Annotated in this window: 11 protein-coding genes; 5 read left to right on the forward strand and 6 right to left on the reverse strand. The window is 35.6% G+C overall.

Annotated features, from left to right (window positions below; translation table 11 throughout):
• Positions 1-14 precede the first annotated feature (14 nt).
• The gene (locus tag JS605_RS06615) at positions 15-1,316 is read left to right on the forward strand and encodes an amylo-alpha-1,6-glucosidase (RefSeq protein ID WP_203256912.1); all 1,302 of its coding nucleotides are present in this window, start codon (positions 15-17) and stop codon (positions 1,314-1,316) included.
• A gap of 10 nt (positions 1,317-1,326) precedes the next feature.
• The gene (locus JS605_RS06620; protein ID WP_203256913.1) at positions 1,327-3,096 is read left to right on the forward strand and encodes a class I mannose-6-phosphate isomerase; all 1,770 of its coding nucleotides are present in this window, start codon (positions 1,327-1,329) and stop codon (positions 3,094-3,096) included.
• A 91-nt stretch (positions 3,097-3,187) separates the two neighbouring features.
• Here JS605_RS06620 and JS605_RS06625 read toward each other — a convergent pair whose 3' ends face one another.
• The 4 genes from JS605_RS06625 to JS605_RS06640 all read right to left on the reverse strand — a co-directional run bounded on the left by JS605_RS06625 (position 3,188) and on the right by JS605_RS06640 (position 10,948).
• Positions 3,188-4,273 (reverse strand): peptide-N-glycosidase F-related protein, encoded by a 1,086-nt coding sequence (locus JS605_RS06625; RefSeq protein ID WP_203256914.1) that lies wholly within the window; start codon positions 4,271-4,273, stop codon positions 3,188-3,190.
• 165 nt (positions 4,274-4,438) lie between these two features.
• Positions 4,439-6,310, reverse strand: coding sequence for a LamG domain-containing protein (locus JS605_RS06630; RefSeq protein ID WP_203256915.1), 1,872 nt, complete (start codon positions 6,308-6,310; stop codon positions 4,439-4,441).
• An 8-nt stretch (positions 6,311-6,318) separates the two neighbouring features.
• Complete coding sequence (locus JS605_RS06635) at positions 6,319-7,857, reverse strand: SusD/RagB family nutrient-binding outer membrane lipoprotein (RefSeq protein ID WP_203256916.1); 1,539 nt, start codon at positions 7,855-7,857, stop codon at positions 6,319-6,321.
• Between the two features lie 10 nt (positions 7,858-7,867).
• Complete coding sequence (locus JS605_RS06640) at positions 7,868-10,948, reverse strand: SusC/RagA family TonB-linked outer membrane protein (RefSeq protein WP_203256917.1); 3,081 nt, start codon at positions 10,946-10,948, stop codon at positions 7,868-7,870.
• Between the two features lie 329 nt (positions 10,949-11,277).
• Between JS605_RS06640 and nagB the strand changes: the two genes are divergently transcribed.
• Entirely contained in the window at positions 11,278-13,155 is a 1,878-nt protein-coding gene (gene nagB, locus JS605_RS06645) for a glucosamine-6-phosphate deaminase (RefSeq protein WP_239000286.1), read from the forward strand.
• 2 nt (positions 13,156-13,157) lie between these two features.
• Here nagB and JS605_RS06650 read toward each other — a convergent pair whose 3' ends face one another.
• Together JS605_RS06650 and JS605_RS06655 are read right to left on the reverse strand one after the other, a co-directional pair.
• Positions 13,158-13,880 (reverse strand): LytR/AlgR family response regulator transcription factor, encoded by a 723-nt coding sequence (locus tag JS605_RS06650; RefSeq protein ID WP_203256919.1) that lies wholly within the window; start codon positions 13,878-13,880, stop codon positions 13,158-13,160.
• Positions 13,877-14,746: a sensor histidine kinase gene (locus JS605_RS06655; protein WP_239000287.1), complete on the reverse strand. Its 870-nt coding sequence runs from the start codon at positions 14,744-14,746 to the stop codon at positions 13,877-13,879. Before JS605_RS06655 ends, JS605_RS06650 begins: the two co-directional genes overlap by 4 nt.
• A gap of 305 nt (positions 14,747-15,051) precedes the next feature.
• Between JS605_RS06655 and JS605_RS06660 the strand changes: the two genes are divergently transcribed.
• Positions 15,052-17,301 (forward strand): GH92 family glycosyl hydrolase, encoded by a 2,250-nt coding sequence (locus JS605_RS06660; protein WP_203256921.1) that lies wholly within the window; start codon positions 15,052-15,054, stop codon positions 17,299-17,301.
• 3 nt (positions 17,302-17,304) lie between these two features.
• Positions 17,305-19,182 (forward strand): sodium:solute symporter family protein, encoded by a 1,878-nt coding sequence (locus JS605_RS06665; protein ID WP_203256922.1) that lies wholly within the window; start codon positions 17,305-17,307, stop codon positions 19,180-19,182.
• Position 19,183: the final 1 nt, after the last annotated feature.

A 19,183-nucleotide genomic window follows, 5' to 3' on the forward strand; every position in this document is an offset into this window, starting at 1 on the left:
AAATTTAATGATATATGAAATATTTTAATCTAATTGTGTTATGTCTTTTAATAAGCTGTAAATCAAATACAAAAAAAGAAAACACAGTACTAAAAGAACAAATTAAGACCAATGAATACTTTGCGTTTACCAAAGAAAAAGCGCTTAAAGTAGTTAAAACCGGATTTAATGCTGGAGACAGTTATGGCGAGGTTTGGATACGCGATTACAATACATTTATAGAGCTATCTGCAGAAGTATTCCCAAAAGAAGCCCTAAAGGAAAATTTACGTGTGTTTTTTAGGCTTCAAAGAGAAGACGGCAACATTATTGACGGGTTTATACCAAAAGAAAAGGCTGTACAAACCAAAGATGGCTACACCTACATTTTTACAGATTTAGAGCCCAATTATGCAGGTCAAAAAAACGATGTAGAAACCGACCATGAATCCTCTCTAGTTCAAGCTGTTTATAAGTATGTAAAGAAAACAGGCGATACTGCATTTTTAAATGAAACTATAGGAGGCAAAACTGTAACACAGCGTATGGAATGGGCTATGCAGTTTTTGTTAAACCATCGCTGGAGCGATAAACACGGACTAATTTGGGGTGCTACCACAGCAGATTGGGGCGATGTACAACACTGTCATCCTTGGGGCGTTTACATTACCGAAGACACCAAATATGCTATAGATATTTACGATAATGCCATGATGCTTGTTGCACTAGATAATATGATGGCTATAGCCCCACAGTTAAAACAAAAGTGGCAACCTATAAGACAGGGTATCGCGCAAAATACCATGAAACATTTATGGGACGATAAAAACCAAAAGTTTATACCACATGTATATTTAGATGGTTCGCCTTTTCCAGAAGATTTTAACGAAAACAACATTTACTATCACGGAGGTACAGCCCTAGCCATAGAAGCAGGACTACTTTCAAAAGAGCAAATAAAAGTGTCTTTAGATAAAATGATTGCCAATGTAAACGCATCAGGAGCAGGCTCTATAGGTTTAACATTATACCCTGCCTACCCCGATGGGTCGTTCGAAAACAAAGGCATGTTCCCGTATAGTTACCAAAACGGTGGAGATTGGACGTGGTTTGGTGCCCGTATGATTCAGCAACTTGTTGAAAACGGATTTATTGAAGAGGCCTATCAACAATTACAACCCATGGTAAAACGCGTTAAAGATAATGATGGTTTTTACGAATGGTACACTATAAAAAACACACCTCAAGGGTCTGGAACATTCCGTGGTTCTGCAGGCGTACTTTATAAAGCCATACAGCTATTAGAAAATTATTCACACGATAAAACAATTGAATAACTACAAAATCATGAACCATACAACACTAAGAAAATCAGACCAATACTTATTGCCTCAAAAAAAACAAGAATCTCTTGTTGGGATGTACGACTTGTATCCTTCAATAAGCTTAGAGTCGGGAAAAATTGCATCAGACATCAACAGTTTGGTAGATGAGCTGGACAACCAAAAAACGATTATCATTGATGGCTATATTGGTGTGTTTTACGATAAGATAAAAACACAAATAACTGAGGCATTTAAAAGCAAAGGAAAAGATGTCGCGTGGTTTGACGCTGATAAAGCCTTAAAGCCAGAAGCAGAAATTGATGCACTGATAGCACCTTTTCTTGGAGGAGACGACCCCATTTTTGGAAAGCGCACAACACTACAGCTGGAAGATTTTTTCAATAAGGAAAGACTAGCCCAATTTAAACCAAATACTAATGCCGATGTAAACATCATTATAGGTGTAGGAGCCAGTTTAGCTGGATGGGAAGGTACTTTGGTATATATAGATTTACCAAAAAACGAGCTTCAATTTAGAGCCAGAGCAAAAAGTGTATTAAATATTGGAGCCACCAAGACAGATGCTATTAAACCCATGTACAAACGCTACTATTTTGTAGATTGGATAGCACTAAATAAACATAAAAAAGACCTATTACCCCAAATAGATTATTTTGTAGATGAGCAACGTATAGACCATATCACTTGGATGAAAGGAAACGATGTTAGAGATGGTTTAAAAGCGATGTCTCAAAACATGTTTAGAGTGCGTCCTTGGTTTGAACCAGGAGCATGGGGAGGGCAATGGATTATTGATAAGATTGATGGGCTAAACAAAGATGTAATTAATTACGCTTGGTCTTTTGAATTAATAGTTCCTGAAAATGGGTTGTTGTTTGAAAGCGATGGCAATCTTTTAGAAATATCCTTCGATTGTTTAATGTTTCAAGAACATCATGCAGTAATGGGCAAGCATGCAAACCAGTATGGTTATGAATTTCCACTTCGTTTCGATTTTCTTGATACTTTTGATGGGGGGAACCTATCCATACAATGTCATCCGCATTTAGATTATATGAAGGAACATTTTGGAGAACCCATTACCCAAGAAGAAACCTATTATATTTTAGATGCTGGGGAAGATGCAAAATGCTACCTAGGATTTCAAGAGGATATCAACCCTGAAGCTTTTGAAGCAGATTTAAAGTATAGTTTTGAAAACAAAAAGGAAATAGATATTACAAAACACGTGCAGGTTCATGACTCTAATAAGCACGATTTGTTTTTAATTCCTCCGGGAACAATTCATGGTTCTGGTACAGATAACCTTGTGCTAGAAATTAGTGCAACCCCTTATATTTTCACATTTAAAATGTACGATTGGTTACGTGTAGATTTAGATGGAAAACCAAGACCGATAAATATTGAACGCGGTATGGAAAACCTTTCCTTTGAACGTAAAGGAGATTATGTAAAAGAGAAATTAATTTCGCATCCGTATGTTTTAGAACAAGGAGACGATTGGACATTGTATCACTTACCAACGCATGAGAAACACTCGTACGATGTACACCGCTTTCATTTAAAAACTAATGTAGAGGTTAAAACTAACAACCTTTGCCATGTACTATCTTTAGTAGAAGGTAAAAGCATTATAGTTGAAACTGAAAATGGTATGCGCCAACGTTTTAATTACGCCGAAACCTTTGTAATTCCGGCTAATGCAGGTTCGTACAGGATTATAAATGAATTAGATACTGAAATTATGGTTGTGAAAGCCTTTATGAAATAAAGCCATATTTCAGTTAATATATTAAAACCCCCATGATTTAAAATCATGGGGGTTTTATTATCCACTCTATCTAGAGCAAGTAAAACTATATTTAATTACTCACTATTGGTGCATCTATAGGTGTTTTACTTTTTACTACAACATAGGTAGAAATAGCATAAAAAGCACCTGTTTGTCCTGATTGAGTACCCCCATCTGATACCCAATCTTCAAAATCGTATTCAAAATTAAATGTAACGTTAGAGTTAGATTTATCAAACTTATCAATTCTTACAGGTACAGCCATTCCCGGGCACCACCCTGCCCTATCAGGAGCCCAATTACCACGTTGCGGATTTATTTTATTACTACCACAACCTATAGGTTTTAATTCGTGGGTAAATCTGGGGGCATTATCAATTTTAATTTCATGGGTTCTAAAACACCATTCTGCACAACCCCTACCATCGCTATCGGCAGGAGTGGCATGTCCCCATCCAGAAATTACGGTTCTTAAATGCGTACTAAATGCATTACTAGGTATAGCTATTGTTTTTGTGAGGTCGAATCCAGCAGTACTACTTCCATAGGGAACACCTGCCAACGACAAGGCATTATAAGCAATAACTTCAGAAACCCCATAATACGGATAATCTGGCACGCCCTCTTCAAAATCGAAATCTACAGATAAATTCCAGCCATCATCTCCCCAAGTTTCTATAAAAGCCCTTAATTCTACCTGGCCTTGTAGCATCGTCTTAAAATCTGTAACATCTATTTCAATACCTCTCGTTAATTGGGATGTATCAACACCATAAGGTGTTATATATCGTCCCAATTCAAACCACTTATTTGTTTTTTTATCTTTAACACTAATATTGGCATAAACATCCCAAATATTGCATCCTGCAGTAGGACAATCTAATTGTATAAACATTTTCACAGCTTTTACATTGGTATTGTCTTCATTTAAAGTAAACGTACTTACTTTACTTTGACTAAGACCAGCCCCAAATGCAATTCGCGTTTGGCTAAATGTTTTATAGTTAAGTGTTTCAAAATCTTGGGGCGGGTTGTCGTCCTTTGAACCATCCCCACTATTTCCTACATCAGTACCACTACTACAATAACTAAAGCCTAAAATAAATGTAAAGCAAAAAGACAATTTTATAACCGCTTTAAAAAAAATCTTATTCATAATTTATTTTTTGATCAACTTTCTAAATCTGATTTTATTTAGAAAAAATAATTTTAAAGGATCTTAATAATTTGCAATACAGTTAGATAGCTTTGTATAAAAAAGAAGAACCTAGAAATAGGTTCTTCTTTATACAAAACTAAAACTAACTCAAAACAATCTATCTTAATTGTTCCAAACTATACCGCGCATTTCTCCATTATAATTTCCAGTTTCATCACTAAATTGAATACCTTTAACTCTATCTAATGGGAAATATGTTTGTAAATTAGGCTCTGTACCATCAATATCTGCATCAAGTTGACCAACAGAACGTACTTCATCCCATCTTCTAAAATCTTTAACGTAACCATTTATCTTAGCTCCAAAAGCATTACCTATCCATGTTTCTCCCCAAACTGAATTTAGAGGTACACCAATATCTTCCTGTTGTGAAACCATTTCTCCGTCAACATAAATTGCTGTTGTCCTTGCAGTATCGTCATGAACAATAGCTATATGTTGCCAAGTACCAGATTTAATTGTTAAAGCTGGATATGTAGGGCCAGTATAATTTGCAATAGCTTCAATGTATGTGAAGTTCCAACCTCCTCCAGCATTGAGTAGATTTTCCTCAGATAACTCTTGGTATCCATTAAGTCTTAAACCTAAAGTATTGTTCCCAAAAATGTCTCCCCAACCAAATGTAGGTAACTCTAAAGTTTTAATCTTTAAGTCAAACTCATATGTATAATCTCCTGTAGGGGTGTAATTAGGAGTCATTCTAAATCCTACCGCATTAGGGTCCTCACTATCAATATATATTCCATCTGCTGGTCCTACCAAATTAGCATTTATTAAATCAATCTGTGCAGATAAAGCAGCAGCTGCATCATCTAAAGCCGATTGTCTTGTTTCATTGGCCACAACATCACTAGCACCAGTAAGTAAACTATCAATATAATCTATAGTGCCTACAGGATAGTCACCATCCATATCTCCTTCTACAACCGTAGCTCTAAAATCTAACAATTCTTGAATAGCTGCATTAATATTATCATAGTTAAGTACAATTATTGGTGGTTCTGACACCCACTCTACACTTCCATTAAGTGTTGCTGTGCTATTCCCTACTATATCTGAAAAACTACTACCTAAATCGGATCCAAATGGAAAATAAGCTTCTAAACCTGATTCTGTTCCATCTACAGAACTACCAAGATTACCTTGAATTGTTGCCTGATCTAATTCTTGATTCCATACTTTAAACTCTCTTACCAATACATTACTAGAACGATCTGTCCAGGTTGGTCCATTACCAATTAAAAAAGGTACGTCTGTTGCCGCAGGTATACCATCTATAGTAGTAACAAGTGCTCCATTAACATAAAACTTTTGCCCTGAACCTGAATTAGTATAGGCAATATCCAGCCATTCTCCTGACTTAAGAGTTCCCGGACCTGCTCCAGCCACTACCCAACCAGAGGCTGTCCCAGCTACCAATTGCAATGAACCATCACCAAAATACCTTGCTGTCATTCCATTGTTAGGAAGTGCTTCTGATGAAAGTAAATTATTAAGTCCCGTACCACTAAACGCATTCAAATCAACAATATAAATTTGAGCCTCTATAGTTGAAACCCCAAACACAATCTGTTTGATGTTATCTGACAATTCTATTCCTGCCCCTACTCCATGTTGAATCCAAGGTAAGGCTACAGAAACCGTACTTGTTAAAAACTTATCGATTGCAGCGTTTAATTTAACTACAGCATCATCTATATCTGCTTGTGATTTAGAGGATTCTATACGTTTGTATATCCAATTCACAACATCCTGAAGGGCGTCTTTCGATCCAGGTTGAAAATCTCCAGCGTTGATACCTTCTACGCTGGTTGCTATCAAATTTTCTGCCTCAGCTATTCTTGCTTCTAGTTGGGCTATATTAAAATTCTGTACAGTTGCGTCGTCGTCATTGGCACAGGATACTGTAAAAAACACCACTATTAACGGTAACACAAATGCTACTTTTTTTAAGTTGTTTAATATCTTCATCATATATTTTTTTAAAAATTACTATTCATCAAACCGTTAGATTTAGTTCTGGTATCTGCTGTATCCCACCATACTTTAATATCCATTCTATCTGAATCTATTGTATTTTGACTTGCTGGCATAAATTGCTGCTCCAACTCATGTGCATTGTCTGGATATCTTATACGCTTAACATAAGTTCCTGAAGCAACAGAAGAAGCACTACTTACCCCATCAATTGGTAAGGTTAAATCTGGATAGTCCGTTCTTCTAAAATCTGCCCACGCTTCTTTTCCGTTAGGGAAATTAGAAATATATTTTTGAGTAATTAACTGTTTTAGTTGGGCTTCATTAGATCCTGATAAGGCTGGCAACTGATCGATATAAGCTGTGGCATCTGCTGGATCTACTCCTACAAACTCCATAGATGCTCTTACACCTTCTTGCATTAACGATGTAGGATCACCACCTGTCCACCCTCTCAGTGCTGCTTCTGCTTGTAAAAATAATACTTCAGTATACAGCATTACCGGTTGATAATGATCGATCTCTCCATCATCTCCTGAAAATCCGATGTAATTTGTATCTGCATTCAGTGTTGCAAAATCGTTAGCATCTACCGGTAAAATATTATAACCATTGGCTACACCTTCTAAACGGTCACTACCAAACATTGGAGAACTGTCTTTGTAGGAAAACCAAATTCTAGCTCGCGGGTCTTCCATTGAAGTTTCAGAATACATAAAATCTAAAAATGTTTTAGAACATCTTATGTTATCCCAGAACACCGCCATATTCCTAAGGTAATCGTAGAATCCTCTACTCCACGCTGGAATATGCGCTACGTCTGCATTACTTTGCATAACACCTGCATTTATAGCAGCTACAGCTTCCGTTTGGGCTTTTCCGGGATCTACATTAGAAATACGCATAGCCATTCTTAATCTTAATGAATTTCCAAAGCGTTTCCATTTATCCAAATCCCAATTAAAAATTAAATCAGGACCTATTCCTGGTTCTTGTAGAGAAATTTGACTTGTATCGTTTGCGTCAATTGCATTCACTGCTGCTGTTACTCTATCGAATAAGTCATAATAAATTTCTTGTTGAGAATTATATGGTACGCTCTCTCCTAATCCAGCCCCGAAATATGGAATATCTCCATAATAATCGGTCATTCTTGTCCATTCAGACGCTTCCCATATCTCTAAAACTTGCATTAAATTATTGTAGGCAGGATCTTCTCCATATACCCTCTGTAGTGTTCTAATGTCGGCTAAACCAATGGTGTACCATTCGCGCCATTTATTACCTACCCATCCATCTACATACTCATATCTACCAGATTCAAAACCAGAAATAGTATTGGCCCAATACTGTGAATAAAAGTCTGCAAATAGGTTTACATTTCTTTGATAATTATACACAGGTACTGTTACTATTATAGTAAATAACTGCCCTGGTTCTGGTGCTACAATAGCATCCTTTTGGGTATTTATTTCCTCAAAGTCTTCTGTACATCCAACTAGTGTCAGTAGAATACTCAGTATTAAAATTATTGATTTTTTCATGTTATTTTTTTTATAATTTAACGTTAAGGGCAAAACCATAGGTTCTTTCTACTGGTACAGGAGAGAAATCAACAGCCTGGGAACCAAAAGTGGAATTGTAAACCGTATCTGGAACTGTTCCTGGTGTATTTCTATAAAGATAAAATAAATTTCTTCCCACTGCTGATATTCTTACTTCGCTTAAAATACCATTACCAATAGAACTTAGCACTGACTTAGGAAGTGAATATCCAAGAGATATTTCTCCCAGTTTCATAAACGAGGCATCGTAAATAAACTCCTCATCAATATTTGTTACTGATTGCCAGTATGCTTGAGGTGTTACAATGGTGGTATTGGTACTACCATCAGCTAAAACACCAGTAGGAACGAAAAATGGTTCTCTACCCAAACTAAGCGTCTTTGGAGTATTACCACTTCCTGTTGCTGACTGCTCAGTTAAAGATAAAATATCTCCACCTTGTTGCATTACCAACAATGCGTTTAAAGAAAAACCTTTGTAAGTAGCATTAACCCCAATAGATCCTGTAAAATCTGCCTGTACGTTACCTAGCTTAACATCTTGTTGACTGGTAGTAGGTAATCCGTCTGCTCCCACAATAACATTGCCATTATCATCAAGTTGATATGATGTTCCAAAAATATCACCATAACGCTCTCCTGGTAGACCACGTACAGTGGCTCCGAAAAAACGATGGAAACTATCAGGTTCATCTGCTATAAACTCTTCTATAGTACCAATATTTTTTGCAAAATTAAACGTTAAACCTAAATTGAAATCCTCAGTTCTAACTGGAACTACATTGGCATATATTTCGATACCTTCATTTCTAATTAAACCTAAGTTATCAATCCTAGAGGTAAACCCACCTGATTGCCCTGTTACTACAGGAATAATTTGGTTCCTTGTATCTTCTCGATATAAGGTAATATCAAATCCTATTCTATTTTTTAATAATCTAAATTCTAATCCTAATTCTGTAGTAGTTGAAATTTCTGGCTTCAAATCAGGACTAACAGTTGCATCTGGAGTTGTAGTTGCCAAAAGCAAAAAGTTGTTTGGTGCTAATTGAAACACTGGATTTGTTTGGTATGGTTCAGTATCCTTACCTACCTCAGCCCAAGTTGCTCTTACTTTTAAATAAGATAACCAATCTGGGGTTTCAAACATTTCAGAAAGAATACCACTTAAACCTACGGAAGAATAGAAATATGAATTTGCATCTATTGGTAAAGCAGAAGACCAGTCATTACGAGCAGTAACATTTAAAAACAAATAATTCTTATATGATACATCGGCAAAACCGTATAAGGAATGAATCTCTCGTTCGTTAAATCTTTCATTAACACCAAATTCGGTAGCTGCATTTAAGAATAAATTATTTTCTGATGCTAGTTTACCGGAAGCAGCATTTAAACTTTCAAGACCACGACGCATGATGTTACCACCAGCACTTACACCAACAGTAAAATCTTCATTAATTTCTTTGTTATACGAAAGTAAAAACTCTGCATTGTCTTCTTTGAAAAAGGATTCTGATGTATTTAAAGAAGGTGTGTTATTTGTAAATATTAAATCTTCATAACGGGCTCCACTTATCGCTTCATATCTATAAACATCTAATCCATATTTAAGTTTTAGTTGTAAATCGTCAGTGAACTTAAAAGTGGTAGCTAAATAACCAAAAATTCTGTTACGTTCATCACTATTAAAATTAGAAGCTCTTAAGAAATAAGGGTTTCGGTTATCTGCATTAGGGTTTTCCGTTAAAATTGTACTCGGTCCAAATAGGTATTCACGTGTTTGGTTATCTTGGAATACAAAACCTGGAGCCAAATCTTGTGTTCTTATATTAGCTGGCATCCCATTCCAATAAGACACACTACTGTAAACCCCAATTGTAGGTCTTCCAGCACCCTTAGTATTAATGTATGATACTTTTGCATCCACATTCATCCAAGGGTTAATATCGTAATTAGCTCTTAAATCAAAATTTAACCTGTCTATATTGAATCCATCATAAATCCCTTCAGTTCTATCTTTAGAAATCGCAGCTTTAAAATTACCATCCTCTCCTCCTTTTGTAAGTATAATGTTATTTCTGGTACTTACACCTGTCCTAGTAAAGTCTTCTAATAAATTAGATTCCGCCTGATATGGTAAAACCTCTCCCGTCCAAGCCACGCGTTCTACGCCATCAAAACGAGGTCCCCAAGACACTCTTGATTGTGGATCATAAACCCCATCTGTACCTTGACCATATTCTCTCTGTAAATCCAAGAAATATGCTGCTTCTGAGAATGTGGTTGAACCTGTGTAAGATATACCTAAGCCTTTAGATTTCGCTCCACTTTTTGTAGTAACCAGTACTACACCATTAGCACCACGCGAACCATACAAAGCTGCTGCTGGCCCACCTTTCAGTACTGAAATGGTTTCAATATCATCAGGGTTAATATCTAGATAACCGCCACCGTTTGATACACCGCCAAATAAGCCTTCAGCATCTGTTGATGTATCTTCTGTGGAGAAAGGCACACCATCAATTACCCATAGCAAGTCATCATTTCCTGTTAAGGAACTTGTACCACGAATATCAATTCTAGGCTTACCTCCTACACCACCTGCAGAGGTAACATTTACACCTGCTGCCCTACCTTGAAGCGCTGATGTAACATTAGGATTAGCTGCTGCTGCAATGGTTTCAGAATCAACTTCCTGTACAGCATAAGACAGCGCTTTCTTCTCCTTTTTAATACCAAGAGCGGTTACCACAATCTCGTCTAATGCCTCTAAACTTTCTTCTAGAGTTACATTAATTACTGTTCGTGAATTAACAGCTTCTTCTTTTGTTACAAAACCAACATAGGTAAAAACTAGGGTTGCCGAGGAGCTAACTTCTATAGAATATTTTCCATCAAAATCAGTAGAAGCACCATTATTAGTACCCTTTTCTACAATATTAACGCCTGGTAGGGGTACCCCATTAGGGTCGACCACTGTTCCGTTTACAACCCCATTTTGCGCTTTTACTATGTTAGTGGATAATAAAAACACAAAAACTAAAAAGAATAATAATTTTTTCTTCATACTAGTTTAATTTAATCAGTTTAGAAATAGTTAAAAATTAAGTTTAAGTAAATGTTACAAAAAAGTTAAGAGCCTTAAAAGTTTTTCGACCAACAACAGTGCATAAAAGCTAAAGGTTGAAAAAAATCTTCTAGAAAAGCCTTAACATATGATTTTTAAGGGTTTAATACATATATGCCAAAAACCTTTTCAGTTATGCATTTTAGACTAACGCCATAAGTTGTTCGTCGAAATAATAATTTATATTGAATAAGCACTGGCTAATTTTGCCGAAACAAATAATTTAAAGCAAACTTTATATGGTATCCTTAGCCTTCAAAAGACCCGGAATGTTTGAAGAAACCCGTTTTGAAAAAATCCACAATATTATTTTCAAAGATTCTATAGAACCTTCTATTCTTGTTGCTCGTGAAATAGCAGACCTAATAAGGGAAAAAGCAGCAAACAACAAATCTTGTGTTTTGGGATTAGCCACAGGATCTTCACCAATAAAAGTATATGAGGAATTGGTACGTTTACACAAAGAGGAAGGGCTTAGTTTTGCAAATGTAGTAACTTTTAATCTTGATGAATATTACCCAATGGATAAAGGGAACATACAAAGTTACTTTTATTTTATGCACGAACATTTGTTTAATCATGTAGATATTTTACCTGAGAACATCAACATACCTGATGGCAAAATAAGCACAGAAGACATACAACAATACTGTATTGACTATGAGAAGAAAATTAAAGCTGCAGGAGGCTTAGATTTTCAACTTTTAGGCATTGGAAGAACTGGTCATATTGGATTTAACGAACCAGGGTCTCATTATAATTCTGGCACTAGAAGCATTACTTTAGACCATATAACCCGAGTTGATGCCGCCCCAGCTTTTTTAGGTATTAACAATGTCCCAAGAAAAGCCATTACCATGGGGATTGGAACGGTAATGAGCGCCAAGCGTATAGTGTTACTAGCATGGGGAGGTAATAAGGCAGAAATCGTTCAAAAAACCATAGAAGGTACCGTGACATCTGAAGTACCAGCAACATACTTGCAAAACCATAATAACACAACTTTTATTTTAGATGAGGCTGCTTCAACAGAGCTTACCCGTGTAAAAACACCTTGGTTGGTAACATCTTTAATATGGGACGAAGTGTTAAAACTTAAAGCTGTTGTATGGCTATCTGAACTTTTAAATAAGTCAATTCTAAAGCTAACAGATTCAGATTACAACAACAACGGCATGTCTGGTCTGCTTACCGAAGAGGGCACTGCTTATCATTTAAATATTAAAATGTTTAATAAACTACAGCATACCATTACGGGGTGGCCCGGAGGTAAACCTAATGCAGATGATTCTAAGAGACCAGAACGCTCATCACCAAAACGTAAACGTATAGTTATTTTTAGCCCGCACCCAGATGATGATGTTATTTCTATGGGAGGTACTTTTGACCGATTGATAGAACAAGGGCACGAAGTTCATGTAGCATACCAAACTTCAGGCAATATAGCGGTTTCAGACGAAGAAGCATTAAAATTTGCAGAAATAACTCAATCTTTATGTCCTGAGTGTGGAGAAACCAAAAATATCATCAACTTTTTAAAATCGAAAACCGAGAATGATATTGATACTGAAGCCGTAAGACGGCTAAAAGGATTAATAAGGCGTAATGAATCTTTAGCAGCTACTAGATATTTAGAGTTAAACGATGAGAATGTACACTTTTTAGATTTACCTTTTTATGAAACTGGCACCATTAAGAAAAATAATATATCTGATGAAGATGTTTCCATAATGAAAACACTAATTGATGACATAAAACCACATCAAATCTATGCAGCTGGGGATTTAGCAGACCCGCACGGTACACATAAGGTTTGTCTAGATGCATTGTTTAATGCTCTTGAAGAACTGAAACAAAATAAGTATATGGATGATTGCTGGGTTTGGTTATATCGCGGTGCGTGGCATGAATGGGAGTCTTACCAAATTGAAATGGCAGTTCCTTTAAGTCCAGATCAAGTACTTAAAAAGCGACGTGCCATATTCTATCATCAATCCCAAAAAGATGGGGTCATGTTTCAAGGGGACGACTCTAGGGAATTCTGGGTAAGAGCTGAAGATAGAAATCGCCTAACCGCAAAAAAATATAATGATTTAGGATTGGCCGATTATGCAGCGATAGAGGCATTTAAAAGATATCATTTTTAACTCTAGTTTATGTTATTAGGGTTTAATATTTTACCTTTAACCTCCTCAAGGTAAGATCTACCTATAACATACCTTAAACCCTCTATTTCAACACTATTGCCTTCTAAAATATCTATTTTATCTATAGCTATCGTGTAAGATCTATGTATTCTTATAAAATTTTCTTTCGGAAGAAGTGCCGTGAAATCTGATAATGTGCTATGGATGATATATTTTCCAGTAGTTGTATTTATTTTTAAATAATCTTTTAACGATTCAACAGTAAGTATCTCATCCAAATAAATCTTTTTCATCTTCTTTTTATCAATCTTTATGAAAAGATGCTTCTTGGCCTTACTTGAATCCCCCAGATCTACCTTATTACTTTTACCCAACCTATTCTCAACCTTCCTTATAGCCTTAATAAACCTAGGAAACTCAATGGGTTTAACTAAATAATCAAGAACATTCAATTCGTAAGTTTCAACCGCAAATTCAGTGTAAGCTGTAGTAATAATGATTAAAGGAGGATCTTTTAAAGTCTTTATAAAATTCAATCCATCCAATAAGGGCATATTAATATCTAAAAAAATAACATCCACTTTATGCTCCTTTAAAAACTCCAAAGCTTCTAGGGCATTGCTAAACGTATTTATTACTTCAAATCCATTTATTTGCTGTAAATAGTTTTTAATAACATTAATTGCCAAGGGCTCATCGTCAATTATTAAACATTTGGTACTCATGCTACTCTTATTTTTAGTTTAGCTATAAAAATGTTATCCATTTCTTCAAATTCTAGGTTGTAATCATTTTCAGAATAACCTAGCGAAAGTCTTTTTCTAACGTTCTTAAGGCCTATACCTCCAGAATAGTTTTTTCCTGAATTTTGATTCATAATTGAAGGCATTGGGTTTGACACACTAAAGTATAGAAAATCTTCTTTAATTTCGAATGAAATATCAATTTTAATATTACCAATGTTTTTGTTTACCCCATGTTTAAAAGCATTCTCAACCAAAGACAACAAAATAATTGGAGCAATTTTTTTGCCTTGTATATCTCCGGTAATTGAAACTTCTACTTGTAAAGACTTACTGTGTCTTATCCGCTCTAAATCCAGATAGTTTTGCACACATAAAATTTCCTTTTCCAATGTTTGCCTTCTTTGTCGTGTTTCATACAAAAGATAGCGCATAAGTTCTGACAACTTTAAAATTATTTTGGAAGTTTTCTTTGATTTCTCTAATGCAAGTGAATGGATATTGTTTAAAGTATTAAAGAAGAAATGAGGCGATATCTGGGCTTTTAAAAACATGAGTTCGGTTTCTAAATTTGCTTTCTCAAGTTCAGCCACTCGCCTATGTTCTTGCAGGTAATCTAACGTTATTTTTATGGCTGTTACAAATGTTATAACATATAGTTCGCCAATCATCATATCAATAACATAGTTAAGGGATAGTGAATTAAGCGTTTCCGGACCTTCTGGCCATACATTCGTGCTTATTAAAATATATGTAAGATTAAACTTAACCAAAACCATGATAAAAATAGCAGTAAGTACAGATAAAACATATAATATATACTTTCTCTTGTAGACTAAAAATGGCATTAAAACAAAAATATTAAGGTAACATAACACCATGTGAATTGGGAAACCCAAGAGGTTTGTCTTCAAAGAATATATGTAATCCCCAAAGTAACTCCCCCATCTAAATGTGTTGAAAGAAAAATAAATCAACCAAAATATTAAATGAAATTTAAAGGGTAATTTATAATATTCCTTAGAGTTTAAAATCTTTACCATGGTTTCCTTACTATTATTTTTTTGGGTGTTTAGCTTCGATTAGATGTTGTCCGTCTAAATTTATTTGGGAGAATGATAAAATTATGAATTTTTACATTAACTGATTTTTTATGAAGCATATATTGCCGTGTTTGTTTTTGATTGTTTTGGTTTTTACTTGCAAAAATAAAAGTAAAGATTCTTTAAAAAATAGTGCTAAACCAAAATTAACCCATCTGGTAAACCCTTTTATTGGAACAGGTGGGCATGGACATACATATCCTGGTGCCACTGTACCGTTTGGTATGTTGCAGGTAAGCCCTGTAAATGGAATATCAGCTTGGGATTGGTGCTCTGGCTACCATTATACAGATTCGGTAGCCATAGGTTTTAGCCACTTGGCACTAAGCGGAACAGGTATTGGAGATTTGGCTGACATATTGCTAATGCCCATAAACAAAGAGGTGGACTTGTCTCCCACACCTAAAGAACGAGATAGTCTAAACTATAAATCAAAATACGCTCATAGAAACGAGAACGCTTCTCCAGGATATTATCAAGTATATTTAGAAGACCATGATATTGATGTTGAATTAACAACTTCTCAGAGAACAGCATACCATAAATATACTTTTAAAGAAGGCGATAAACAATCGGTGGTCTTAGATTTAGGGTTCTCCATTAATTGGGATAAGCCTACAGAAACTGCGATACATATAGAAGATGCACAAACCATATCTGGCCATAGATTTAGCACAGGTTGGGCAAAAAATCAAAAAGTGTTTTTTGTTGCTAAGTTTTCAAAACCTATAAAAAGTTCTAAGCTCTATGCAGATGGATTGCCAGAGGATTCCAAGTCTATAAAAGGACACAAAACAGCCTCTCAATTGGTTTTTGATAGTCAAAACACAAATCAACTTTTTGTTAAAGTGGCACTGTCTTCAGTAAGCGTGGAAAATGCTAAGAACAATTTAGATTCTGACGATTTTAACTTTGAAAACACTAAACAAAATGCAGAACATATTTGGGAAGCTTCATTACAAAATATAAAGATTGAAACCCCTGTAGATTCCCTAAAAACAATATTCTATACTGCACTATACCACAGCCAATTGGCGCCAGTAACATTTAGTGATAAAAACGGAGCATTTAGAAAGGAAAATGACAGTATTGTATTGGCTCAGGATTACACAGCCTATTCCACACTTTCCCTATGGGATACTTTTAGGGCAGAACATCCCTTGCTAACACTTGTTGCTACAGAGAGAGTTTCCGATTTTATAAATTCCATGTTGGCTTACTACCAAACCAATAAAATTTTACCAGTATGGACATTATACGGCAACGAAACCAATACCATGACGGGCTATCATTCCATCCCAGTTATCGTAGAAGCTTACCTTAAAGGCATTCGTGGGTTTGATGCCGAAAAAGCATATGAGGCAATGAAAACCACGATGATGCAGGATGAAAGAGGGTTAAACCACTACAAAACTTATGGCTACATTCCTTATGAGCTATTAGACGAGTCTGTAACCATTACTTTAGAATATGCCTACAACGACTGGTGTGTAGCACAAATGGCTAAGGCTCTAGGAAAAGACGATGACTATAGTTTCTTCTTAGAACGTTCTAAAGCATACACCTATTTATTTGATAAAGACACTGGCTTTATGCGTGGCAAATCTAAAGATGGTAAGTCGTGGAACATGCCTTTCGACCCCAAACATTCAAATCATAGAGAACATACAGATTATACAGAAGGTAACGCATGGCAACACAGCTGGTTTGTACCCCATGCAGTGGAAGATTTTATTAAGATGCATGGCAACAATGATATGTTTTCTACTAGATTAGAACAACTTTTCACAGAAAGCTCAGACATTACAGGGGACAATGTTTCTGTAGATATTTCTGGGCTTATAGGCCAGTATGCACATGGTAATGAGCCTAGTCATCATATTGCTTATATGTTTAATAAAGCCAATAAACCATGGCGTACACAATACTGGGTAAACCATATTTTAAACACGCAATATAACACAACACCAAATGGTTTAAGCGGTAATGAAGACTGCGGACAAATGAGTGCATGGTATGTGTTTAGTGCCATGGGATTCTATCCTATGAATCCAGCATCAGGTAACTATGAAATAGGAAGCCCTATTTTCGAGAAAACTACCATTAAATCAAAAGACAATAAAGTATTTATTATTGAAGCTGAAAATGTTTCGAATAAAAACATCTATATACAATCAGCAACCTTAAATGATAAAGATTTTAATAGCACAATTATCTCTCACAAACAAATTCTAAACGGAGGCACTTTAAAGTTTAAAATGGGGCCAGAACCTAATAAATCCTGGGGTGTAAAAAATTGATTTATGAACGCTATTGACGTAACAATAATTGGAGTATATATTGTACTAACCTTAAGTGTTGGTATTTGGATTTCCAAAAGAGCCTCCAGAGGTTTGGATTCTTATTTTCTAGGAGGAAAAAGCATTAAATGGTACTATTTGGGGCTTAGTAATGGCTCAGGGATGTTTGATGTCTCAGGTACTACATGGATGGTAGGCTTACTATTTCTCTACGGAGCAAAAAGTTTCATGATGATGTGGATGTGGCCTATTTTCAACCAAATTTTCGTTATGGTATTTCTGGCCGCATGGATAAGACGGTCAAACATTATGACAGGTTCTGAATGGATTTTAACACGTTTTGGAGATGATAAACCCGGTAGGGTATCTCACCTCATCGTTGCTATATTTGCAATCATATCATCTTTGGGTTTTATTGCCTATTTCTTTGAAGGTGTCGGTAAATTTTTAACCATTATATTGCCATGGGACCTAACTATAATGCTCAATGGTTCTGTTTTTTTACCCTCGGATCAAAGTTATGCCCTACTAATTATTATTCTTACTACCATTTACACCGTAAAAGGAGGTATGTTTTCTGTTGTAGCAACCGAGGTGTTACAGTATGGTATAATGGTTTTAGCTGGCTTGTTGATAGCTACATATACTTTTATTTCTATATCAGATATTCAGCTTGAATCTATCATTTCAAAAGAATGGGGTACAGTATTTTTTGGTTGGGAACTTGATGGTTTTTGGGATGGGAAGTATGAGAAGTTTAATGATTTAATAGACACACAAGGTTACAAAATGTTTGGGGCTTTTATTGGGATGTCTTTATTAAAAGGCTTCTTTGCCAGTATTGCTGGACCCACGCCAGGTTATGATATGCAACGCATACTCTCCACACGATCCGTTAAAGAGGCGGCTTACATGAGCGGATTTACAAATTTGGTATTATTCATTCCAAGATATTTACTTATTACAGGTGTTGTCATTTTAGGATTGGTATTTATAGCACCCGAGATGGCTATATCAAGCACCCTATCGATTAATGATTTAGAGATTATTTTGCCTAAAGTGATAAACCATCACGTACCCGTCGGTATAAAAGGTATACTTTTAGCAGGCCTTTTGGCTGCTTTTATGTCTACGTTTTCCGCAGTAGTAAATTCCGCATCTGCTTACGTCGTAAATGATATTCATAAAAAATATTTTAAACCAAATGCAACGCCTAGATATTATGTACGAGCAAGTCATCTAGCTTCTTTTGGTATTGTTATTTTGGGTGTAATAATGGGCTTTTTCGCAGACTCCATAAATTCTATAACATTGTGGATTACTAGTGCTCTCTATGCTGGCTATGTTGCGGCCAATCTACTTAAGTGGATTTGGTGGCGCTTTAATGGCTGGGGCTATTTTTGGGGGATGACAGCTGGACTTTTAATAGCCACGCTACAATTTATTTTAGAGCAAAATCAAGATAGCTTTCAAGTTGGCTCGTTTATGCACCAAATAGCAACTCTTCCTGTTATTTACGCTTTTCCGGCAATATTAGGAATCTCCTTAATCGGCTCTTTTTTAGGTACATTTTTAACACCTCCAACAAATATGGATACCCTTAAAAGTTTCTACACCAATGTAAGGCCGTGGGGTTGGTGGAATCCAGTTTTTAAAACGATTAAAGAAACTAATCCAATTTTTGAGAAAAATAAAGATTTTCCAATCGATATGTTTAACTGTATCATTGGTATTATTTGGCAATCCAGTATGATATTATTGCCTATTTACTTTATGGTGCGAGATTACTCTAACATGTTTTGTGTTTTAGTGCTGTTTGTAGTAACTTCTGTGATTTTAAAATTTACTTGGTTAGATAAAGTAAAGAAGTACAAAAATTAAT

Origin of the sequence: Hyunsoonleella ulvae (assembly GCF_016827605.1) — a bacterium.
GTDB lineage: Bacteria > Bacteroidota > Bacteroidia > Flavobacteriales > Flavobacteriaceae > Jejuia > Jejuia ulvae.